We start from the raw sequence: 24,749 nt of genomic DNA, 5'->3' as shown, positions 1-24,749 counted from the left end.
TTCATTATCAATCAGGCTATTTTATTTTCTATTCTGTTACTTTACTTTCTTCTACACGTTTTGCAATTTTAGTCATAATTGGATCTAAGAATGGTTTAGCAATAAATCCAATTAAGAAGAAACCAAGACCGAAGAGCCCAAATATAATTAATTTTGTAATTAAAATTTCTGGTACAATACCACCTACAACTTCACGTAAACAATCAATTAAGTACGTAAATGGTAAGTAAGGTGAAATGTTTTGGAAGAACTTAGGTAGTGTAACTACTGGGAAGGTACCGCCACCGCCTGCAATTTGTAATACTAAAAGAATGATGGCTACCGCTTTACCTGGGTTACCCAATATAGATACACACGTATAAACAATGGTATTAAACACTATGGCTCCAAATAATGCAACGAGTACAAAGAGCAATGGTGATTCTACTTGCGCATGAAGTAAGAATAAGTCACCTGTTGTAACAATGAGGGTTTGTAATACACCCATCAAGATAAAGAACATTCCTTTACCAAGATATTCTTGCCGTTTCGTTAACTGATCTGCTAATTCTTCATGTTTGTTATGCACTGTTAATAAACTCACTAATAATAAAGCGCCTACCCAAATGGATAATGCTGTATAGAATGGTGTCATCCCTGAACCATAATCTCTGACTGGGAAAACATCCACAGTTTTCTTATTAATTGGGTTTGCGATAACATCTGCTTGTTTTTTCAAATCATTTTTTAGACTATTAACAAGCTTATCTACTGCATCGTCATCGTCCAATTGATTGAATATATCATTAGCCTTATTTAAATCTCTTTCGATACCAGGTAATTTTGTTTGTGCAAAGTTCGCTAAATTCGCTAAAGCTTCTTTTGCTTTTGGTTGATTCTCATCTAATAAATCTACTGCATTATCATACTTATCAAATAATGTTGGTAAGTTAGCATTAACAGTAGCTGTTGCATTCGCAAGACGTTGTTCTAAATCAGGTAAATCATTACGTACAAAGTCTGCAGCTTTTGCTACATTTTTTCGTACTGTTGGGAAGTAATTTTTAGCAGTTTGAGTTGCTTCAATATATCCCGCTTCAAGTGATGGTAATTCACTTTGAAGTGTTGCAATACGAGTTTGACCATTACCTACAATATCTTGACCTGCTTGAATCACTTGATTAATCGTATTTAATTTAGATTGCACATCTGATAATACAACTTGGCCTTCACTTAATTGTTTTGTAATATCATTAGAAACTACAAGTAAACGATGATTTAAATTATCTTTAATGTAATCTCTATAACTACCTAAACCAGAATTTAAAGCTGGCAAGCTTCTTAATACATTAATAGACTCCGCACTACCTTTACCACCACTTGATAATGCATCAATCAATTGGTTAGTAGAACGTAACGTATCATTAATACGGTTATTGGTACTTTCGATTCGTTTAATTTGTGGTGCTAAATTCACATGTTCACGTTGTTGTAATTCTTTTAATACATCAATCAATTGTTGATTGTATTTTGAAGTGTTTTCTAAACGTCCTTTAATATTTCGAAGCATGTCATTATATTCTGTTGGACGATTAGAGGCAATGACACCATACGTTATATCTCTTAATGCTTTTACATCAGATTGTGATGCCTTAGCTTGCTTATCCGCATTTGAAGATAATGCAAGTAATGCTTCAGCAAGTCCACTATTCATTGATTTAACATCTTCATTCGAAAGAATCTGACCATTAGGTAATTGATCATTATTCGAACTATTACTTAGTTTTTGAATCGTATATTGAGGCATACCGTTGTCATTAGTTGTCGCACTTTGTTGTCGTAAATTATTATTCACATTACCATTAACTGCTTGTGCTCGCCTAGTTGCCTCTTGATAATCCCCAACACGTTGCTTAGCCATACCTAAATAACCTTGCGCATCATTAAGTTGTTGATTCGCTAAGTCTAATCCTTGACTCGCAATCTCTACCCCTCTATTAATTTTAGGGAATGTCTGAGGAATATCATCTGCTGCTACATTCACTAATTTCTGAATGTTAGGCATATATTCATTCAATGCGAGAATGAGTTTTGCTTTTTGATTTAAAGAAGGAATCGCTGCATTGACATCATTTAATTTTTGTTGAGCATTTAAAATATCATCTTTATAGGTATCTAAATCACGGAATTGATTCGCATATTGATCAAGCTGATCTTGATGATCATTAAGATAAACAATTCTATCTGCAATTTTATTCAATTTAGGTAAAGATTGATGGGCAGTATAGACTGCATTTTTAATTTTATCGATAGTTGGTACTTCGTCTTCAATTTGAAGACCTACTTTATTTGCTGCTTTCAATAATGCTTTCGTTACAGTAGTATTAAATTGTTTATTGGCTTCATCAACAATAATTGTCGAACCGGTATCAGTCATTTTAGGGGCAACAGCATTAATTTTTTGGTTCACTTTATATGTAATATCTGCTTTTTCCGGATGTTTACGAAGTGTTCCCGTAATTTGATGTGTAAATTTCTTAGGTATATAAATTCCTGCATAATATTTACCCATTCGTATTTCATGATCTGCTTTCTCCCGACTGACAAATTGCCAATCAAATTTATCATTGTTCTTCAATGTGTCTTCGAGCGTATTACCTACATTAATTTTCTTACCTCGAATTTTATCGCCTTGGTCTTCGTTTACAACTGCCACTTTAATATGACCTGTATTACTATATGGATCCCACATTGCCCATAAATTAAACCATGCGTAAAATGAAGGTAAAATTGCCAAACCGCCTAGAATTACCCAAGCAGCAGGTGTTTTAGCGACACGCTTTAAGTCTGTCAAAAATAGTTTAAACGCGTTCTTCATTTTCACTCTCCTAAAAATGAAATATTAAGAATTTATATCAATATGATTTAAAACATTGTTTTTTATATCGTAGAATTAGTATAATACTTTTATCACGAATGCCATAATTAGTTGATATACGTCAACAATTAAAATGGTACTCATGCATTATAGCAGAAAATAATTTTAGCGACAAAACTAATGCTACGTTAAAATACGATAGAAATCGTCTGACTTAAGACGGATTTATAAAATATATTATACAAAATTAAGGAGCGTTTATTGATGTCGAAGCAAAAATTTATGATATATTTGCTAACTACAACTCTGGTTTTACCAACATTTACATCTAGTGTTGCTCAAGCTGAAGAGAATACAAAAGAAACTAAAACATCTGAATCAAATAATGAGGATTCAACTTCTACATCAGAAACAACACGTACTGAAAGCAATGAAACTCCTTCTTCAGAAGATTCAACTTCTGATAGCTCTGATAATAATAAAAAGCAAGACTCTCAGTCAAAAGAAAGTCAATCAGACACAGTTTCAAATGAAGATGCCGCTTCTCATTCTAAACCATCATCAACACATTCGAAAAATAATCGTTCATCTAATACTAAAGATGAAGACACGTATCATACACCATTATCTGTATTTAACATGAATGGTTCAAATCATTCATTCTCATCAAACTTTTTAGATCCTAGTCACTTTGAAAATGGCTTTAGTTTAACAAGTTTGATTTCATCTTTATTCCATTTTGATGATGATATTTCTAAATATGAACATGTTGAAAGTGATTCATCTTCATCTAATACTAATGATGACAAAAATGCAACGAATACAACTTCTTCAGATGAAGATCGTACTGAATCATCACATCAACACACAACAATTGATCCTTCACCTCAAGACTCATCTGATAAGTCAAATAGTCATACCACACCATCAAATCAATCTGAGGTACTAACAGAAAATAATCAGTCAGATCAATCGTCTGAGTCATCATTTAAATATAGTAACAGTAATGACAATCATTCAACTGATGATTCTAGCGTAAGCAAAGCCTTAGATTCATTGAATCAATTAGCTTCAGATTTAAATGATTCTAATACTAATGAGTCCTCGACATCTGAAAATAGCAATCAATCAACATCACAGCAAACAACAAAAAATACAACATCTCAAACCTCTCAAGAAGAGCAAGCAACACCTAATAAAGATCGTCAACAATCAGAGGATGTACTAGATGCACTTCTTGATAAATATAGTGATAAAGCAACACAAACACATAAAGACTATACATCATCTAAAAAAGACAGCACATCTCAAGCATCACAAAGTGAAGATTCAAAAAAAGATACATCAACAACTCAAGACCAACTAGACACAAATAAAGACAATCCGCAATTGCCAACGGAGAAACAACTAAAACATAAACAAGAAGCACCACAATCATTTGAAAATGATTTTAAACAAAGTAATACACGCGCTATAAGTTTATTCCAAGATGTACCACAATTAGATGGGAACAATGTTACTAATGGAGATATTGCAGTAGTAGAAAATAAAGCAACACGTGAATTTATTACATCTATTGCTAAAGATGCGCATAAAATTGGGCAAGATAATGATATTTATGCTTCTGTTATGATTGCGCAGGCTATTTTAGAATCAAGTTCAGGTAATAGCGCTCTTGCACAAGCACCAAACTACAATTTATTCGGTATGAAAGGTAGTTATAAAGGCGCTTCAGTTAACTTCAATACACTTGAAGCTAGTAGTAATAATAATATTTTTAGTATTAATGCTAGTTTCCGTAAATATCCAAATCTTAAAGCTTCATTAAAAGATTATGCTGATTTAATCAAACATGGTATTGACGGTAATCCTACAATTTATAAATCATCTTGGAAAAATATTGCACCAAGTTATCGTTCAGCAACACGTCATTTAAGCCAAACTTATGCGACTGATCCAAACTATGCAACGAAATTAAATAGCTTAATTGAACATTACAATTTAACTGATTTTGATAAAAAACACATGCCTGATTTAGATAAATACTCAACATCAACAGGAAGTAGTGGCACAGATGTTTCAGGAAGTGCATTTAAGCCATTTTCAATTTCAGATGTTGCTTCACCGTATCCATATGGTCAATGTACTTGGTATGTGTACGAACGTGTTCAACAATTTGATAAACATGTAGGCGGTCATTGGGGCGATGCACATAACTGGGATAATAGCGCTGAAGACGCAGGGTATAATGTAAGTACAACTCCTAAAAATCATACAGCAGTTGTATTTGAAGCAGGCCAATCTGGAGCAAGTGCGTTATATGGCCACGTTGCTTTCGTTGAAAAAGTCAATGATGATGGCTCAATCATTATTTCAGAATCAAATGTAAAAGGATTGGGTATTGTATCCTATCGTCAAATTGATGCGGATACTGCCTCATCTTTACACTACATTCAACCTAAATAAATGCATAAAAAAGCCATTGAGTTTCAAAAATTTGAAACTCAATGGCTTTTTATTATGAATATACTAATACTTGGGCAACTAATAAGCCACCGCCAAAGATAAATACAAAAACGACAATTGGCCATACAAATTTAAACCAATGTGAATATTTCATATCCAACATTTGTAATGTAGCCATAATCAATCCTGTTGGTGCTAAAAATAGCATCGCATATTGTCCAAATTGATACGCTGTAACAATCACAAATCGAGGAATACCTACTGTATCAGCAAGTGGTGCAAATATTGGCATGGCAAGTACAGCCAATCCTGATGATGAAGGAATAATAAATCCTAGGAAGAAAAAGATAATCAATAATACAAGAATAAACAGTGGGCCATTCGCATGTTTTACGAGTGATGATGAAAAATGTAACACTGTATCTGAAATCAGTCCATCATTCATAATCCTATTAATACCACGTGCAAGACCAATGATTAATGATACGCCTACTAAGCTTGATGCACCATTAACAAATGCATCGACCACTTTTTTCTCACCTAATCCATTCTTACCTAATGCGACAATAAGCATAATCACAATGGTAAAGGCTAAAAACATAGACGCCATAATCGGGAACCACCATCCCTGAGTCATGACGCCCCAAACCATAATTGGGAATGGCAAGATAAAGAGTATTAAAATAATTTTTTCACGTAAGGTAAAGATACTGTCTTCACTATTATTCTTAATCACTGACCATTGTCGTTCAAACTTCACTTTATCATCATAAGTGTATGATCGTTTGGGATTTTTTTTAATGCGTTTTGCATACCAATATAAATATCCTATCGTAAAGATGGTTGCTACAATAAGTCCAGCAATACGCCAATATAATCCATCTACAAAGGTTGTTCCTGCAGCATTAGAGGCGATGACTACTGAAAAAGGGTTAACGGTTGAAAACGTACTCCCAATAGAACTCGCCAGGAAAATAGACCCTACACATATAATGGAATCATAGCCCATCGCTATAAAGATAGGTACCAACACTGGATAGAAAGCGACCGCTTCTTCTTCAATGCCACATAACGTTCCACCTAAAATCATTAAGATGGATACCATAAAGACCAGTAAAAATTCATGTCCTTTAGTTTTTTTAGTTAATGCTAATAATCCCGATTCAAAAGCACCACTCGTTTGTACGACGCCTATTAAACCACCAAGCACAAGAATAAATACCATGACATCGACAGCTTCAATCGTTCCATTTACCATACTTGTCGTAATTTGATCGGGACCCGCTGGCTTTTGTTTCAAGCGCTCGTAAGTTCCAGGAATCGATACCGGTTTATTGATAGCACCTGATTTAAATTGGTTCACATCAATCTTGACACCTAATTTGTCAAGTTGATCTTGTGTCCCTGGGACTGTCGTTGTTTTATGATGTGCATCGACAATCTTAAATTCATGCGCTCCTGCATGATAAGAAAGCTTAGAATACGCACCTGCTGGCACAATCCAAGTTGCTAACACTGCAATAATGGTTAAAATAAATAAAATTGTAAATGCACCAGGCATTTTTAATCGAAACCGTTTTTTCTCTTTGTTATCAGATACTGTATGAGATACACCTTCACTGTGTTCCATGCTCCCCACCCCTTTAATCTTAATCACTTCAACATGTACTACGTCATAATTACAATTGAGTCATTTTCAAATTGTTTTTTCATACTTTAAGTTTATGTCTAATGCATATGACATTCAATGATGATGTAAAGTAAATAGATTATTATTCATACTTTGGATACATCTTTTACATATGTTGAGTTGTCCATTTAAGTGCAACAACTCACCATATAAAAATAGAGTAAATAATTAATGTTCAATGGCATTAATTATTTACTCCTATTTATTTGGTTTAGTTATTAGATTGGTGATGTTTACGACGACTGAACCATACAAGTGCCCCACCTGCAATAGCAATCACTGCTGCAATCGGAATCCAGTTTTTCTTAATGGCTTCACCTGTTGCAGGTAATGATAAATTTCCATCACTATTAAATAAACCGCTAAGTAAACCATCATCGCCTAAATGACCTAATGATAAGCCTTGTGTTGGATTAGGAATATCACTTATACCGTCAAGTAAGCTGTTTCCATTTGTTAATCCATCAAGCAAACTACTACCTGAAGGAAGATTGCCTAATAGACTTGAACCAAGATTTGAACCACTTGTGTTACCCGTAATACGATCTAATAATGATGGGCGATTTACAATTGGATCAAGAATATAATTTAATCTATTTTTGGCTTGACCTAAGCTATTTTGAAGTTGTAATAAGTCATTTGCTTTACCGTTAATTGTACTTTTCACTAAATCCAAAGCATTCGCTTTGTCAGATTGTACTCTTGAAATAATATCAGCTAAAACCTTCGCTTTTGCTTGGTTTAATTTTGTTGCTAACATTGTTTCAATAGCTTGTTTACGATTAGACGTTTTATCTAAAATATCATTTAAAATATCATCACTAGACACAAGACCATGTTGATTAAATGCTTGTTTTAAGCGATCAACAATTTGTGAATTTGTTAAATGGTCATTGGCTAATCGTTTCGCAATAGTAGCCGCTTCATTTTGCCCTAAACGTGTAGATAAAATTGTTTTTAATAAATCCTCTTTATTAGTAGCTTGTTCTAACATAGATTTTAAAATGTCATCACTCGTTGTTGAAGTTAATCCATCAATTTGTTTCATAATCTGATCTGCAATTTGTTTATCAGACTGCCCTTTTGTTTTAATATTTTTCAAGATGTGTTGTGCTTCATTTTTACTAAACACGCTGTTTAATATATCTTCAACTGCATGTTGTTTGTCAGACGCTTGTTGCAAACGATTAAGAATAATATCACGGTTATTCTCTATATTTTTACGTACAGTTTCAATGTCATTATCAATAGCTTGTTTATCTTTTTTCGCTAAATCAGCTTGATTTTGAATTTTATCACGTAAATCAGATAATTGATCTAATTTACGATTGATATATAAATGACTGGCATCATCTTTACTATTTTCAATTTTAGCAATAGCTTGATTAATTTTTTCAGTTTCTGATAATTGGTGATTCACTTTATCAAATTGATGATGTCGTACATCTGTATCTAAGTCTTGATCTTTATGCGTATTGTTTAATTTAGCTAATTCATCTAATACATGATGGTTTGAATTAGAATGTGTTGTGTCTTCTGTTGTTGGCGCTTCTTGAGTGCTAGATGATTCAGTTGTCGCCTCTTCAGTATTATTGTCATCACTTGGTAATTGGTTTGAATTGTTTTCTTTTGAACTTTCCATGTCTTTTTTAGCACTATCGATATCATTTTTAATACTATCTAATTTATCAACAATAGACGTTTCTGATTTAGAAGAGGTTGGTTGATTTGAAGGATCCTCAGTTGTTGGTGCTTCTTTTGATGATTCTTCCGTAGTGGATTCCTCTTTCGTTACTTCATCAGTTGTGTTTTCAGAAGTATTTGATTCAGAAGACGAAGATTCATTTGATGTTGTTGCATCTTTTTGTTGACCGCTATCAACTTTATTAGATAGAACATCTAAATCTGATACGATGTTATCTAAATCATTTGATATATTAGATGTATCATCAGCAGAAGTGTCGTGACTTGTTGTAGCTTTTTCTTCTGTTGACGCATCTTGAGTGCTAGATGATTCAGTACTATTATCCTTGTTTGAAACGTCCGTTGTGTTTTCTTGTGCTGTTGCTTTATTTTCTTTTTTCGCTTCTTTGATTATATTTTTAATTTCAGTCTGATTTTTAGCACTTTCAATATCTTCTTTATAACTTTTTAACTCAACTGCACTTAAATGTTTTAGTTGCTTAATGTCTTTTTTCGCTTTATTAATTGCATCTTGTAAATCTTTTTGAACATGTGTTGAAGTTTCAGAAGTTGCTGTTTCTGCATCTTGTGTTGCTGCAAATGCATCTTTCGTAAACCCGTAACCTACAAGTGAACTACTTAATATTAAAGCTGAACATGACACTTTTAAATACGAACTTAACTTCGACATTTTACGATTTTCGTTTTGCGTATTTTTATTCATTAATGCCACCCTTTTTTAGTGATATTCCATTTCATTATATAACATTTTACATAAAACTTGAATGTCTTATTATATTTTTATTTATTTATTTTCATCAAAGATTAAACACCATTAACTATTATATTTTTAAGCGTTTTATATTCATTTTTCGAATATTCGTTACCTCTACTGAATACTGATATTGACCTGTTAAATCAATCAGCGATAAAAACTTATTATGTCCTGCGCCTGTATCTATAGATAGTTCATTTTTATTTTTATAAATGTCGTCTTTTTTTAATCCATAGCGATAATTCGGTACATGGCCATGAACTAGATATTTATTTTTAGGAATCTGACGATTAAGCGAATGTGAATAATGCCCAGTAGTATATTCTTTAATCTGCTTATTCAAAGGTTTATTGGTATCTATTCCTGCATGTGCAAAAATATAATTACCAATCACTTCAACAGCAGATAATTCACGTAAGAACGCATGCCAACGCTTAATCTTTTTATTTTTACTATTTAACCAGCGCATTTCATGGTTACCTGCTAAAGCAATCGCACCACGTCGTTTTAACCTTTTAACTAACTTTAATGTTCCAAATGAATCCGGTCCATTATTGACATAATCCCCCATAAGTACGAGCTGATCTTTTTTGGGATTATATTTTGCTCGTTTTAAAAGTGTGGCAAGGGCTTTTCGATGTCCATGAATATCAGAAATCACAAGTAGCCTTTCTGACATGTAAATCTCTCCTTAAATGTAAATTCTTTATGTTGTAAGACTTGTTACGCAACATTGTTATTACCCTTAATTTTCAATTTAATACATAAGAGCGTAACAGAATTCTGATTCAATTCTCTACTGACAATACTGTATAGTCCATTATACTGTATCAACATTAACTAACTTTAAACAATTTATTAACGTAATCTCAAAATTCTTTCTTTAATATAAATAATAGAATAGAAAAAATTTATATATTTTGGGGATTTAATTTATGAATACAAAACAAATGCTGATTTTTAAAAATTTTGTTGAATTGCAGAATGAAAATGCTGTTGCTGAAAAACTGGGGATAACGCAACCAACTGTAACATTTCATCTAAAAAATTTAAATAACGAACTTGGAATACCTTTATATTTTAAAAAAGGGAAATGTTTCAATTTAACCGATGCTGGAGACTTACTTTATCGTAATTCTAATAAAATGCTAAATTTAATTGATGAAACAACAAATATGATTGAAGAATTCAAACAATCTAAACGTGGAACTTTACGCGTTGGAGCAAGCCATGCACCTATTTATAGTATTCTTCCTAGCACTTTAAAAAAATATATGCACGATTATCCAAATATTGATATTAATTTAATTGTAGATACTGCTCCTATAATACTAAATAAAATAAAAGATAGAGAGATTGATATCGGTGTTATTTCAGAAAAAGGATTCAATGAAAAAGAATTGAAAGTGAAACGTCTTCAAGAAAATCCACTTGTTATCGCAATGGATAAAAGACATCCTTTGGCTTCAAAAACAGATATTTCATTAGAAGATTTAAATGCGTATCGTTTCATTATTCATAGTAGTGGTTCAACACGAGAAAGTATTGATGATTGGCGAAAAAACAATTTTATTGATTTAAATGTTCATATGGAATCAAATAGTATTAGTAGTATATTAACAATTATTAAAGATTCTAATTATCTAAGTCTTGTAAGCCAAAGCACCTTATTCCATCATCCTAATATTATTGGTAAGTCATTAAAAGAAGGCCCACCTTCAAGCTATATCTCTATCGTTTACCGGGCAGATCATCGTCTCACTTCTCTTATTCAAAACTTCATGACATTAATCTATTCTTTAAAAAATGAAAGTATTTAGACGTCAATGATATGCAAAGATCATTTATATAACCAAAGGAGTAGAAAACAATTCTTTTAGAATTCATTTTCTACTCCTTTTAATTATTTTATTAAATGTAAATTTCTTATAAATTTTATTAATAAATAACTACAAAAATGATAACATTTTTACATTATATTAATAAATCGCTATAAAAACTTGTTTATTCCTAATATAATAAAATTAAGAGAACACCGTTTTCATTAATTTTGATATGAAGGAGGCTGAGTTGATGCTTATACTTTCTATTATTTTACTAGTAGTTGGTATCATACTCATCTCTATTAGTAGCTTTGTCGCATATAGACAAGATATTGATCTTAGAGAAAAAATATATTTACCTGGCGTTTTATTTGTACTCATTGGTGCAATTTGTCTGATCGGATATTTCGTAGCTTAAGTTTATACATAAGTTATAGGGAGTATGTCAATAGATCCTAAATGAGTGTTGTCACACTCCCTGTATTTTTTCATTGGTCATTCTTTTATATATCATATATATTATCGTATTTCATTTTTTCTACCTGGTAAAAGTAAAGCGACTATAAGAGCGATGATGCCGATGGTCGCAATCATTATAAATTGTAATGTGAAATTAGATAATGGTTGAATAAGAATCATCAATAATGGCGCAATGGCTGTTCCTAAAAACAGAATAAAGGTATTAACAGATAAGAAGAAACCTTGATTTCGATTGACAACCATACCTACTTTTGAAATAGTAGATGGAATTGCAAACGCAATACCTCCTACAAATAATACACTCCATATCACTAATAAAATAACATTTGTAGTGAAACCCATTAAAATAAGAGAAACGATACTGACAATTAATGAGCCTACGATAACATGTTTAACTCCTGTACGATCACTCATACGTCCTGCTAATAATGAAAGTAACATCCCAATAATACCAAAGAGTTTAGCATTAATGGCTGTTGCTTCCGAGCCACCCACAATATCAGAAGTAATATAATGATTAAAGATTGTATACATACTAATAAACATTGTAAGTAAAGATAAAGAAATAAGATAACATAATATGACTATTTTATTATCTTTAAAATCTTTAAAGTTTTTAAAGAAACCTACTAGTTTGAGTTGAGGATTTTTCACTGGACTTTCTGGAATATATTTATATATAAGTACTGCTATAAAAATGTAAAGTAACGTTAATATAAAATACACCATATGCCAATTAGTATAACGTACTACAATTTCACTCAAGTTTTGGCCAATGACACCAGATAACATAAAACTTGTACTAATAAAACTAATCGCAGTCACACGTTTTACTGGGGAATACGTTTCAGTGACATAAGTAATAGATACAGGTGAAAAAGCTGCCGCGCATATACCTTGAATTGCACGAAGAATAATAAGTAGTGTGAACGAATGAATGAAGCCTATAAGTAAACATATGATGACGAGTCCAATAAGTCCAAATAAAATCGTACGAATACGTCCAAATTTTTCAGAAATTGTACCATAAAATAGACAACTTAGTGAATACGTAATTGAAAAGATCACACCATTTAGAGAGGCAACAGCATTTGAAATGCCAAAATCTTTTGCGAATACCGAGGTAAGGGGTAAAGCAGTATATAAACTTGCCATAACAATAATACCCGAAATAAAGAAAATTGTAGTCATTCGATTATAATTCATCGATGTTTCCATAATATAACTCCTTTCATAGATTTTGTCACAATAGTATTATTATGACACGTTCAATATAGTTTCTAAAGTGTACTGATTAACACTTTCTTATAAAAAGGTAATTATCTAACGCTTTTTATTGACTTTACTTACCAATAATCATATAATTTCTAGTATAAAAATTATACTTATTTTATAATAAAATAATTTAACTAAAAAAGGAGTACTTATTAATGATCTTACGTTATGCTGCAAATTTAAAACTTGCAAAAGAATTATATGATTCATCAAAACCAAAATTACAAGGTAGCCAAGAAATGATTGATACATTTAAAAATGTATTTGGTTTACCAGAAAAATCAGTTAAATTAGCAGGTACAGTAGAAGCTACTGCTGCTGCATTATTTGCTGCAAGTTTCTTAAACAAAAATATTTCTCGTTTAGGTTCTATTGCAACATTTGGCGTATTAGGCGTTGCAGCTTACAAACACTTTGAAGCTGGTCACGGTAAAGAAGGCGCACAACACGCTTTAGATTTACTTGGCTTAGCTGCTTTAAGTTTTGCTGATACATTCGGTAAAAACTAATTCAATAACTATATAAATAAAAACGTTCAGCGTGAATGCATTACACATTTATGCTGAACGTTTTTATTTAACTTTTTTTAACGCGACTTTTATACTTAGTTTAACTAAAAAATATAATATAAAGGAGCGTTTAGATAATGATATTACGTTATGCTACCAATTTAAAACTCGCTAAAGATTTGTATGCCGCTTCAAAACGTAAACTTACCGGTAACCCTTATACTAAACAACTATTTACACAAGATTTTAAATTATCGGAACGTGCAATGAAATTAGCAGGTGTGATTGAGTTCATTGCATCAGGTTTGTTTGCCACAAGTGTCTTGCATAAAAATATCTCTCGCTTAGGATCACTTGTCACGTTTAGTGTATTAAGCGTTGCAGTATATAAACGCCTTGAGGCAGGTCATGGTAAGGTTGGCGCACAACATGCTTTAGATCTATTAGGTTTAGCTGCACTTAGTCTTATCGATACATTTTCTAAGAAATAATAAAGCGCACATGGGACAACGAATACGATATGAATGCTGTCCCATTCTTTTTAATTGTATTTATTTAATATACTTTTAGAGATATGACATAACGAGATGTCTTCAGGATGTTTATCTAATCTATCTTGATGTTCGTCTGCACTTTTAACATAATTTTCTAAAGGACGTACTTCCACAACGATTTTATCTCTATCTGAACGTTGTTGAATGAATTGTTGTGCTTCTTTAAGATGGTTTTCATTTTCACTATAAACACCTGTACGATATTTAGGTCCTTTATCTACGCCTTGCTTATTCAGACTGTATGGGTCTATGATTTCAAATAAATAATGCATTAAATCATGAATTGAAATGATGTCAGGATTAAAAACTGTTTTAACGCATTCTACATAGCCATCATATTCATCATCAAGTCGCTGCGTCGTTCCATTCGCACGTCCTGCTTCAGTAGCTATAACGCCTGGCAATGTTTTAATAAATGCTTGTACACCCCACAAACACCCTCCAGCTAGATATACTGTTTCCAATGTATCACTCCTAAACTCTAAATACTTAAATTAATCCTAATATTTGTTTTAAAGTCTTTTTAAATTGTCGTTTATCAATTTGATTATTGTGTAACTTTTGTTGTTTAAGTCGTTCTTTAAATTGTTCTTTATTTTTCACAATAATATTTAAGATATTACTTAAGTCATGATAGTGTTGCATTGAAATTATATTGTCATCTGCCACAAAAGAAGGTCGATGTATTGTTTCTTTATAACCAAGTATCAGTTGATTGTTTAACATAGCCCTTTCAAGTGCATTTAAAATTTCGCCACCATGATTAACATCTAAATAAATGTCACATTTTTTAAACAAACGATCAACTGTTTTTGGCGTAACTGTTGGATAAAGCACTACATTTGAATACTGCTCTAAATTTAATAATTTAGAAGACATTTCAGTTATCGCGCCGATATGAAATTCAAACTCTGGATGTAATTTTATCAATTCTTCAATATATGGAATATCATCGGAATTTGTTAAATTCAGTATGCGTTTTGTATATTTATTATTCCTTTGATAATTATATAAATATCCCGCTGATTGAATACTATCTATATAATTTGCTTCGATATGGCTTATAATACGTTCATATTCTTGTTTATCTGGAATAATAACCGATGTATGACATTGCTCTTTATCTAATAGGAGTTTCATATTTCCTGGGACATGACTCTCACTATTTTCTTGCCAAAATAGTACGGCTTGTTTAATAAAATCAGAATAATAAAGTACAAAAAATGGGGTTGCAAGAGAATTAATAATAATCTTAGAAATATCTATATCTAATTGATTCAAAAAGAAAATAATGAAGTCGTGTTTGGATGCAAAGAAATGTGATTGACCCTTCCAATCTAGTACAATGTCTTTGGTAACAAAGTTTTCATATATGATTTCTTTACCTTCACGATTCACATATGTTTTTAAGATAGGAGTTTTTTCTAAATCATATACCGTATGTGCAAATTTGACTCCTTCTTTAGTGTAATGATCGACTGAACGTAAACGATCTTTTTCATCAAACCATTCAACAAAATTTACAATTCTATTTTTAAAATGTTCACGGTAAAATATGCGCCCTCTCACTTTGCCATTATCAATAATTTCTGCAATATTTTGATTTCCCGCAATTTCCCATAAAGGAGGAATATTCACCTCATTAAAAAAAGTTGGTGTATCATCTTTAAATTGTTTATAATTAGCAAAAAATTTATAAGGCGATATGACATCATCAGGTAAAAAACCATTGTCATCCATCACAATTGTTGGATGTCGATAATCCGCAAGATAAAGAGATTGTTGTAATTTTTGTGATGCATCATTAAATGTTTCAAATAAATTAATCATTGTAGCACCTCATTAATTAAATTTTGCCATTTTTGCGTGATATTTATTGTTTCATAAGGTTTTGCAATTTTATAAGACATGTCATGAGGACGTGTTAATCCCTTATTGAAATATTGAATGATTTTTTTTGCCATGCTATCAGTAATATCTTCTATATTTTGATTGTCTTTATCGATTGGAATGAGATATCCATTCTTACCCTCTTCAATAAATGTAGGGTTGCCATAATTGACTTCAAAACCTATCATACCAAGACCAGAACCTACTGCTTCCATTAAAGTAAGCCCAAACCCTTCACTTGTAGAAGCAGAAACAAATAATTCATAATTCACATAAATATCATCTAAGTTGACATGTCCTTTTAATTGAATATAATCTTCTGCATGATTTTCTTTAATAATATTTTCAATATTTGATTTTTCGCCACCATGCCCATATATATCTAACCTTAATTTAGGTACTTCTTTTTTAGCTTTAATTGCTGCTTTAACAATCCAGTCTACATGTTTTTCACTAGCTAGTCTTGAGGCAGTTAACATCGAGTAAGGTTGACGATGTTCCTTAGGATAATTAAGCTGTTGCAAACTGCCCACTGGAATCGTGCGTATACGTGGTTGATATGATGTGTATTTTTTAAATTGCTCAGATAAGATTTTATTTTGTAAATCTGTGGCTGTAATATAAAAATCAATAAAAGGGGCTTTAGAAAATACATATTCATAGAAATTATTCCATAAAATATGAGTATCATCTGTTGAATTTTCACTATAATGTTCAGCGTGAACTACAATTCCTACTTTACTAGGACCTTTATTTTCAAGAATGGCTTGCCCTACTTTTGTAGAACGATCAATAATGACTATATCATCCGAAGTTAAATGTAACTGTTGCATGAAATAAGCTACAAACTGTTGTTTACTGTATAGTCTAGCATCATCAAACACATATATACTCGAATTTCCATCAATATACTCTCGATATACCACAGAACCATCTTCATTATAAAACTGTCTCATATACACTTTGGCACGATTATCCTTTGGTGCATAATACTCTGAAAACGTACGAACATAACTATAATAATCTTTTCGTATCAGCATTCCATTCACAACAAACTCAGCACGATCTACAACTTCTTTATCTTCCTCTTTTAAATAGCAACTTACATAAGATTGATTATTACCGATATATAAACGTAATACTTTTCCTGTTTGAATACGTGCAGTAACAGGATTACCTAAATCTTGAATCAGTTGGTCAATCGTATATGTCGTGGGTGCTATCTTAATATCACTAAAATATTGATATAACCATATAACCTCATCATCTTTAAAGCCAATATTGTGGGTTAATGTTTGAATATTTTCAGATGAAATAAAATCTAAAAAAATAAATTTAGCTGATTGATTAATTTGTCTTAATAATTTGGCGCGATAAGCTTGTGCATATTCTACTCCACTACTTGCCCAGCCAATTCCAAAATTTATATTATAAATGGTCACTAAACAACACCTCAACTTTATGGGAAATGTATCACTAAATCTTGCTTTTTATCAAATGTTAAAATGCTTAGACATAAGTTTCGAATCATTTCTCTTTTAATATTCATTGTCATATGTTCATATGTTTCTAATGCTACTCTATGATATTCAAAAATCGCATTACGTTGGCCGTTTTGACGATTATTCACACTTGCTTTTAATTGTTGTAATTGATCTACTTGATTGATCCATTCGACATCAATAGCTTTAAGGATTGCTTTTTGTAAAAATCTTAATTTTAAATACGCATCATTAACAGTATTAAGATTCTTTTCCAATTGTTTATTAAATTGCTGAAGAAGGAAATTGATAATACTTTCTCTAGATTCAAGATATTGAGTCATCGTTTCATCTTTAAAATTAAAACTTAGATGATTGTAAATATAATGAATTACATCGTTTTCAGTGACTATATACTTTGTTTTAATGTCATATTCAAAAACATCACGTGCTAATTGTTCAAAATCAAATTCTTTAAAATCATCTATTGCCAAAATACGATCACGTTCTTTATATATATGTTCACGTTGGATACCTATACTTTTCTCAAACTCATTTGCCATTTCTCGATTAACCATCGCTGTTTCTTCAGACACACGTTGTGCTTTTTTCACAATATTTCTCACTTTATTTCTAAAAAATGGACTATATTGTAATTTTTGGTAATCTATTTTTTTGATTTTATCATTATTAGCCCATTTGGTATTACTCCATCGTTTTACAATATAATCATCTAACGAAACATATATTTGAGACTGTCCAGGATCTCCTTGTCTTCCAGCACGGCCACGGAGTTGTCGATCCACTCTACTATTTTCCATATGTTCATTAATAATAACTGCTAGTCCACCTAGTTCGTATACCCCGTTACCAAGTTTGATGTCTGTTCCTCTTCCTGCCATACTTGTAGACACGGTGACAGCTTCTTGCTGTCCCGCTTCTGCAATCATTTGTGCTTCTTTTGCTACATTTTGAGCAATTAATAAATTATTCGGGATATTTTGTTCAAATAATTGGGCAGAAAAAAATTCAGCAGCTTCAGCGGTGCGCGTAATAAGTAATACGGGTTGCTTCGTTTGATGAATATGAATTATCTGTTCAAGTATTGCTTTGTTTTTATCATCAGATTTCACATAAACTCTATCTTCTTTGTCTTCGCGTATAATTGGATGATGGGTTGGGATTTGAATCACTATTTTTGAATATAATTCAAAAAATTCTTTTTCTCCAAGTTTTCCAGTTCCTGTCATACCTGAAAATTTATTAAATAGCTTAAATAAATTTTGGAAAGTAATTGTTGCCATAACACTAAAATCTTGCGATAATTCGACATTTTCTTTTGCTTCAAGTGCTTGATGTAGTCCGGATTGAAGCTTAGTACCTGGCAACATCCGTCCAGTAATACGATCGATTAATACCACTTCTCCGTTATAAATAAAATAGTCTAAGTTATCTTGAAAAAGATACTTTGCACGTAATGATAAGTTAATAACACGGACTAAATCGAAATATTTAATCTTATACATATTGTCGACTTTAAAATAATGATTTGCTTTTTCAATTCCTTCTTTAGTGAGCCAAACTTCTTTCTTATTTAAATTTACTTTAAAATGCTCATCTTCTTCTAATATCTCAATAAATAATTTAACAATATGAAATAAATTTGATTGAACACGTGGTGCACCTGAGATAACAAGAGGTGTTTGCGCCGCATCTAATATGATAGAGTCAATCTCATCGATGATTGCAAAATTAAGTTCTGGCAAATATTTTGCATTAATATGGTCAGCAAGATTATCAAATAAATAATCGAATCCTAAACGCCCATTCGTCGTATAGACAATATCGTGATTATATAATTTCTTTTTTTCTCCCTCATCATATTCATAATCAGGTATATCTACAAAACCTAGGGATGCTGTTAAACCTAGCCATTCGTATAATGGCTTCATTTCTTGTAAATCTCGATTCGCTAAATAATCATTTGTCGTAATAAGATAAGCTGTTTTCCCGCTTAATGCATTTAAATATAAAGGCATCGTCGCAGTTAATGTTTTTCCTTCACCTGTTTGCATTTCAGCGATGTTTCCTTGATGCATCACTATAGCGCCCATGACTTGTACGTCTTTTGGATACATATGTAACACTCGTTTAGATGCCTCACGTATCGTAGCATAGGCTTCTGGTAATAATTGATTTAGAGATATTTTTGGATCTTTTAATCGTTGTTTAAACTCGCTAGTTTTGGCTTGAAGCGCTTCATCAGAATATGTGGCAAATAATTGACTATAGCGATTGACTTCAGATAGTAGTTTATCTATTCGTTTTAAGCGCATACGATTAATCATATCATTCAATCGATTTGCCATATGATATACCTCCATTAGTAGTGTTGGTCTGATGAATAACTTTATTTATTATTTCAATTTTATCTGTAGTGGTATCATGTTTAGGATGTTTATTTTCTGACTCATTAATAATGATATTATGAAATAAAAGAAAATTTAATCCAGAATTGATAAGTTCAATTTTATAAGCATAGGCTTCTTGAGGAAATTTAAATTCTGTGATTTCATCTTCCTTTTCAATAATTAAATACGACAATTCAGAATCATTTTTTCGATAAAATGTGACTTTAACGTATGCAGCACGTGGAGGTTGAACGTCGAAATTTAGTTTAATTTCATAATGATACCCTTTTCTTAAAATTGGAAGAGAGGGTACTGCCTTGTCTATATCAAAGCGTGTGAGCATATGCCAAGCATGAATCACTGTTCCTGAAGGCATAAGCGGGTTTTTAAACAACGTACCTTCTTTTTTAAACTGTAATATCGTTCCATACATAAATGTTGAAGGATGGATATAGCGCCATTCAATACGATAATTATTTAGTGCTTGCACGTGAATCTCTCCCAAAACTATCTTCTAAAATCATATTATAAAAGTTAATAAACCAGTTTGTTATTGTTGGTGAGTCATCATTATGACGACCTGGTACACCACGACTCATCACATGTGCACGTTGTTTGCTTAATATAGGTGATATATTGTGAAATGCCATGGCATCATAATCATCATGCTTCATGTATGCAATTGCAAATATGGTATCTGAAAGATGACTATGTTCTAATTTATTCCAAAAACGTTGATCCATGTTAGCAATATCTTGTTTTGAAATCCCCCCCTCATTTGCTAATAACACATCATTAGCAGTGCCAAATTCATTAGGGCGAAGTAGTTTCATATTATTCGCAATCGTACCAATATTTATAAGTGGTTTACCTATAATAACTGCAGCTGGTTCAAGCACAGTAGCATAATAAAGTGCACCAAATGACCCCATCGATAATCCAGATAATATTAAATCATTGTCTTTAAATTTTAAAAATCCTAAAGCTTCTTTGATTACCTTAATGATTTTTTGTTCATACTCCTCTGATCCTAAATAAAATGCGCCACCTTCTAGCCTTGGATCACTAATTAAGATAAATGGGGCATTCATTTTATTCATCATATAAAAACCTTCGAATCCTTCGGCTGGTCGATACCCACTAAAATAAACATTAAGTGGTGGTTTCATATCACCCGGATTAAAGTAATACATAAATTCGTCCCTAGAATCATCTGAAAATCGTTGTCCCCCCATAATAAATTGACCCATTTCAAGACGTGACCATCTCTTATGTACTGCTCCAACACTAAGCTTACCTTTTCCTTTTGCTTTAAGTGACACACTTATATTAGCTTGATAAGATAATCGTGGTAATTGAATGGGGTTCAATAAGTCTTTTTGGTGATAGTGAAAGGTCATTTCTGGTATATCCGTTGATCCAAATGGAAATATTCGTAGCGTATATTCAAGATCAATATCTCCTTCTATCGTATATTCAGGCCAAATTTCGTTAACTATATTTGCATCATTAACAAGATTTTGTGTCCATGTAAGTAATGGTGTAAACTCCATTCCAAAATCTCCCTCAAGTACGAGTGCCTTATTTCCTTGATAATGATATTCTCCTTTAAAACTAGGATTGACCATTACTTTTATAGGAGAAACTCTATCACCATATTGTTTCACGAAAGTGACTGAAAATAATTTATGGTGTAACATTTCTTCATTTTCATAATATAAAGGTTTTATTAATTTAGATCTTACTAAAGAATCATTTTCAAAGAGATCTGACCATACATGAAAATCTATGACTGTATTATGCGGGACACTCACTAAATGTAATAGTTTCATGAGTGATTGTGAATATGGACTTTGCACAAAGACAAGATTGAATTCACCATAGACCTTTATAATCTCTTGAACTGCATCAATATATCCACTTTCAAAATGAAATACTGCATCGTCAAGATAATCCCATTCGACATCTTCTTTTTCCTTAAATAGTGAACCCAAATCATGTCCTCCTATTTGTAGTACTCTAAATTTACGTCCCATTATTTTCACCTTCAATCAAATGGTTTAACTGTGTAATAATCTTAGAAGAACTGAATTCTTCACTTAATTTTATAGAGTGTGCAAATGAATAATTCCAATTTTTAAGATTTAATAGATAGAAATCTAGAGCCATAATCAATTCAGACGTATCATTAATAATTAAACCGTTTAGTTTATGGTCAACATAATTCGTTTTAAGTTGATTTATTTGCGGAATACCTACACTGATACTTGAAATTTGCAAGTATAAGTCAGGCTCATTTCCTAAGTCTATCATTACTCGTAAGTGAGACATTTCTTTCAATAAATGCTCCTCAAAAGGTACAAAAATAAGTTTAATATATTCAATTTCTTCAACTTCTGTTTCTAAAATATCTCGTACTTCTAAAGATAACTGTTCCTCATTTTTATTTAATTGTTCGTTAGTATTTTTAATTTTATAAGTAAGCCATTCTGGAATATCAGTATCATTTTTTCTAGTTAATAAATGCAATCTGATATTTTCTCTTTCTACACTATATTGTATAAGTATATCTATTAATTCTTTGAGTCTTACTTCATTTAAACTATCTATCCAAACTCCAATATTGGTTTCATAGAGTTGACTACTCATATTAGGTAGCGTTTGTACATCGAAGGGTGTAATACGCATTAAACTAAAGTGGTTAGCGATATCATGCTTTTTCACAAAATCTTTAATAAGTTGTTCATTTTCTAATGTATCTACAATACAATATTGTGCCTGAATAATAGATTGTAATATTGATTCCTCTAATGTTCGATTACGTTGAGTAAATACTGAAAAACAAAGATTTTTTAAATCAAATATCTTGTTAATCATGTCGTTATGATGTTGATCAGCTGCGACGATGACTTTGTCATGATGTTCTATATATTTAAAATAATATTGACTTAATTTTTCATAAATAATCTCTTCAATACTCGAATACTCTATTTTTTCAAATTGACTATAAAAATCACAAGAAATTTCAACTTTTTGTGTTATAAGACTTTGTATCATAATAGTATGACCATTAATATCTAGATATTCTTTATAACTAGGTTGTCCATTATTTTGAAACTTTTCAATTGAAGAAATGAATCCTCTATCATCAAATAAATATTTAACTTGCAATGACTTCTCTTTATATGTTTCTATTTCGAAGAGATAACCTTCTTGGCTAAAATTCATTTTAGAATAAGTAGTTTCACTGGTAATTGCTATAACTTGAAATGGCGTATAGATAAACTCGGTATCTTCTGGCCATTCTAAATCTCTATAATCTATCGCTTGTGGCGACATTTGGGCTACCCCTTGAATATCATCAAAAAGTGACCAATAAGACATTTCATATAGTCCGTGTCTATGAAGAAATAATCTTAGCATCGGTTGATAATTTAAAATAATGGTATTGAACTGTGAATTATTTTTTTGATGCATAGAAATTAAACTAATCATATCGTCAAATTCTGTGACTTTTCTTTTTATATAAAACGGTTGTGTAGTGCTATTCCACCAATTTTTAGAGTCATACCATGCAGGTATAAACTGTTTCATAACAATCTCCTACCAATATTTATTTAAAATTTCTTTATAACGGTCAAAATATAAATATGTACGTATTGTTTCTCCTATATTAATACTGATGTATACCAATATAATAAGTTGTACTGAAAAATATATTTCTTTAGAAAAACCAGGTGCAAGTAATGTCAAATACATTGGAAAAGCAAGAATCAATGCTACGATAATTGCTCCAATCCAACATACTTTTCGAGCTTTACGATTTAAAAAACGTTCAGTATCCTTGCCTGGATAAATAGTGTCAAAGTAATTTCCATTTTTTAAAAATTCATCAGCTTTTCTTTTCGTATTAATTAAAAAGCGAGACAAGACATAGTTCAATATAATTTGAATAACAAAGTAACTTGTTATACCTATTGAATTAGAAAAACTTAAGAAATACAAATTCAAATGCTTTCCAAAAATTGCTCCAATAAGGTGGATTAAATTATTTAAAAGTACGAATACAGATAAGCTCATCATAATTGAAATACTACCCGCTGGATTTAATTTCCAAGCTAAATATGTTGGCGATTTTTTATTTGCATTATTCATAATATCTCTATAACTAAGTCTATACTCTGTTAATTCAATAAATAACAATAATAATAAGGCAATTATTAAAGCTATAATGGTTAAAATAATTAGTAAAGGATTGATGTGTATGCTTTCAAAATGCTGATTATTAAATAGTGATTTAATTAAGCTTATAAGTACAATTGGCATAGGTCCAGCGATGCCATAAGTGATATTCTGGTCAGCTAACCAAACTAATAGCATGGCACCTGTAATTAAAGTCAGCATGAGTAATATTATATTATTATCTTTAATAAAATTATTATTTATATATGTGTTAATTACATAATAACTTTGAAAACCTGCAAATAGTAACGTTAATATTCTCTCTTTATAATGTTTTTCTGCACGTGTTTGTTTCGTTATTTTATCTATATTTCTATAACTCAATAACATGATTAGAATTAACGATGTTAACCAAGGACCTAGACCTAATGAAAAAATATTTAAATTTGTAAGATCTCCTCCAACGTTAGATATAGCAAGTTTAAAAAAGCTATCATTGCCACTATGAAAAGAATTAGAACTAACGATTGAAATATGACTTCCTAAAATATAAATGACTAAAATAAAACACGTAAAAATAATTCTTTTATATAACACTTTATATTCTTGTTCTTTGAACATAATTCCACCTAAATTTTTAAAATAACGTTTGTTTAATTATATCAAAGAGACT

At 31.3% G+C, this 24,749-nt stretch carries 18 protein-coding genes; 5 read left to right on the top strand and 13 right to left on the bottom strand.

Going from position 1 to position 24,749, the window contains the following annotated elements; all coding sequences use genetic code 11:
* Positions 1-28: 28 nt before the first annotated feature.
* Positions 29-2,857: a YhgE/Pip domain-containing protein gene (locus NSU06_RS01185; RefSeq protein ID WP_017175485.1), complete on the bottom strand. Its 2,829-nt coding sequence runs from the start codon at positions 2,855-2,857 to the stop codon at positions 29-31.
* A 264-nt stretch (positions 2,858-3,121) separates the two neighbouring features.
* Between NSU06_RS01185 and NSU06_RS01180 the strand changes: the two genes are divergently transcribed.
* Positions 3,122-5,323 carry an amidase domain-containing protein gene (locus tag NSU06_RS01180; protein WP_049415797.1) on the top strand — a complete coding sequence of 734 codons (2,202 nt, stop codon included), beginning with the start codon at positions 3,122-3,124 and terminating at the stop codon, positions 5,321-5,323.
* Positions 5,324-5,375: 52 nt separating this feature from the next.
* Here NSU06_RS01180 and NSU06_RS01175 read toward each other — a convergent pair whose 3' ends face one another.
* From NSU06_RS01175 to NSU06_RS01165, 3 genes are all read right to left on the bottom strand, one after another.
* Positions 5,376-6,953, bottom strand: coding sequence for a YfcC family protein (locus NSU06_RS01175; RefSeq protein WP_049415800.1), 1,578 nt, complete (start codon positions 6,951-6,953; stop codon positions 5,376-5,378).
* A gap of 271 nt (positions 6,954-7,224) precedes the next feature.
* Positions 7,225-9,420: an LPXTG cell wall anchor domain-containing protein gene (locus NSU06_RS01170; protein ID WP_048761883.1), complete on the bottom strand. Its 2,196-nt coding sequence runs from the start codon at positions 9,418-9,420 to the stop codon at positions 7,225-7,227.
* A 118-nt stretch (positions 9,421-9,538) separates the two neighbouring features.
* Positions 9,539-10,150 (bottom strand): metallophosphoesterase, encoded by a 612-nt coding sequence (locus tag NSU06_RS01165; protein WP_037541724.1) that lies wholly within the window; start codon positions 10,148-10,150, stop codon positions 9,539-9,541.
* 256 nt (positions 10,151-10,406) lie between these two features.
* Here NSU06_RS01165 and NSU06_RS01160 point away from each other — a divergent pair, with 256 nt between their 5' ends.
* Together NSU06_RS01160 and NSU06_RS01155 are read left to right on the top strand one after the other, a co-directional pair.
* The gene (locus tag NSU06_RS01160) at positions 10,407-11,291 is read left to right on the top strand and encodes a LysR family transcriptional regulator (protein WP_049415803.1); all 885 of its coding nucleotides are present in this window, start codon (positions 10,407-10,409) and stop codon (positions 11,289-11,291) included.
* Positions 11,292-11,544: 253 nt separating this feature from the next.
* A complete protein-coding gene (locus tag NSU06_RS01155; RefSeq protein WP_002449294.1) occupies positions 11,545-11,712 on the top strand; it encodes a hypothetical protein in 168 nt (55 codons plus the stop codon).
* Positions 11,713-11,813: 101 nt separating this feature from the next.
* Here NSU06_RS01155 and NSU06_RS01150 read toward each other — a convergent pair whose 3' ends face one another.
* Positions 11,814-12,992 (bottom strand): MFS transporter, encoded by a 1,179-nt coding sequence (locus NSU06_RS01150; RefSeq protein WP_340779115.1) that lies wholly within the window; start codon positions 12,990-12,992, stop codon positions 11,814-11,816.
* A gap of 212 nt (positions 12,993-13,204) precedes the next feature.
* Between NSU06_RS01150 and NSU06_RS01145 the strand changes: the two genes are divergently transcribed.
* Together NSU06_RS01145 and NSU06_RS01140 are read left to right on the top strand one after the other, a co-directional pair.
* Positions 13,205-13,558, top strand: coding sequence for a DoxX family protein (locus NSU06_RS01145; RefSeq protein ID WP_002449545.1), 354 nt, complete (start codon positions 13,205-13,207; stop codon positions 13,556-13,558).
* 137 nt (positions 13,559-13,695) lie between these two features.
* A complete protein-coding gene (locus NSU06_RS01140) occupies positions 13,696-14,049 on the top strand; it encodes a hypothetical protein (protein ID WP_002449196.1) in 354 nt (117 codons plus the stop codon).
* A gap of 50 nt (positions 14,050-14,099) precedes the next feature.
* Here the strand turns inward: NSU06_RS01140 and NSU06_RS01135 are convergent, their stop codons facing one another.
* Genes NSU06_RS01135 through secY2 form a run of 8 tightly spaced genes read right to left on the bottom strand, consistent with a single transcriptional unit; the run spans position 14,100 to position 24,697 of the window.
* Positions 14,100-14,576: a peptide-methionine (S)-S-oxide reductase gene (locus tag NSU06_RS01135; RefSeq protein ID WP_167805853.1), complete on the bottom strand. Its 477-nt coding sequence runs from the start codon at positions 14,574-14,576 to the stop codon at positions 14,100-14,102.
* Between the two features lie 25 nt (positions 14,577-14,601).
* Positions 14,602-15,942, bottom strand: a complete 1,341-nt coding sequence (gene gtfB / locus NSU06_RS01130) for an accessory Sec system glycosylation chaperone GtfB (protein ID WP_145437049.1) — start codon at positions 15,940-15,942, stop codon at positions 14,602-14,604.
* Positions 15,939-17,444 carry an accessory Sec system glycosyltransferase GtfA gene (gtfA, locus tag NSU06_RS01125; protein WP_107622296.1) on the bottom strand — a complete coding sequence of 502 codons (1,506 nt, stop codon included), beginning with the start codon at positions 17,442-17,444 and terminating at the stop codon, positions 15,939-15,941. Before gtfA ends, gtfB begins: the two co-directional genes overlap by 4 nt.
* A 17-nt stretch (positions 17,445-17,461) precedes the next feature.
* Complete coding sequence (gene secA2 / locus NSU06_RS01120; RefSeq protein ID WP_340779109.1) at positions 17,462-19,852, bottom strand: accessory Sec system translocase SecA2; 2,391 nt, start codon at positions 19,850-19,852, stop codon at positions 17,462-17,464.
* Positions 19,833-20,384 carry an accessory Sec system protein Asp3 gene (gene asp3, locus NSU06_RS01115; protein ID WP_049382160.1) on the bottom strand — a complete coding sequence of 184 codons (552 nt, stop codon included), beginning with the start codon at positions 20,382-20,384 and terminating at the stop codon, positions 19,833-19,835. Before asp3 ends, secA2 begins: the two co-directional genes overlap by 20 nt.
* Positions 20,368-21,930 carry an accessory Sec system protein Asp2 gene (gene asp2, locus NSU06_RS01110; RefSeq protein ID WP_340779106.1) on the bottom strand — a complete coding sequence of 521 codons (1,563 nt, stop codon included), beginning with the start codon at positions 21,928-21,930 and terminating at the stop codon, positions 20,368-20,370. Before asp2 ends, asp3 begins: the two co-directional genes overlap by 17 nt.
* Positions 21,920-23,488 (bottom strand): accessory Sec system protein Asp1, encoded by a 1,569-nt coding sequence (gene asp1 / locus NSU06_RS01105; protein WP_070647375.1) that lies wholly within the window; start codon positions 23,486-23,488, stop codon positions 21,920-21,922. The genes asp2 and asp1 overlap by 11 nt, the downstream gene beginning before the upstream one ends.
* A gap of 9 nt (positions 23,489-23,497) precedes the next feature.
* A complete protein-coding gene (gene secY2 / locus NSU06_RS01100; protein WP_340779103.1) occupies positions 23,498-24,697 on the bottom strand; it encodes an accessory Sec system protein translocase subunit SecY2 in 1,200 nt (399 codons plus the stop codon).
* Between the last annotated feature and the right edge of the window lie 52 nt (positions 24,698-24,749).

The sequence above is a fragment of the Staphylococcus sp. FSL W8-1270 genome (assembly GCF_038007165.1).
GTDB classification, from domain to species: domain Bacteria; phylum Bacillota; class Bacilli; order Staphylococcales; family Staphylococcaceae; genus Staphylococcus; species Staphylococcus hominis.
The sequence above is the reverse complement of the archived record's forward strand: the minus strand, read 5'-3'. Positions and strand labels throughout refer to the sequence as shown.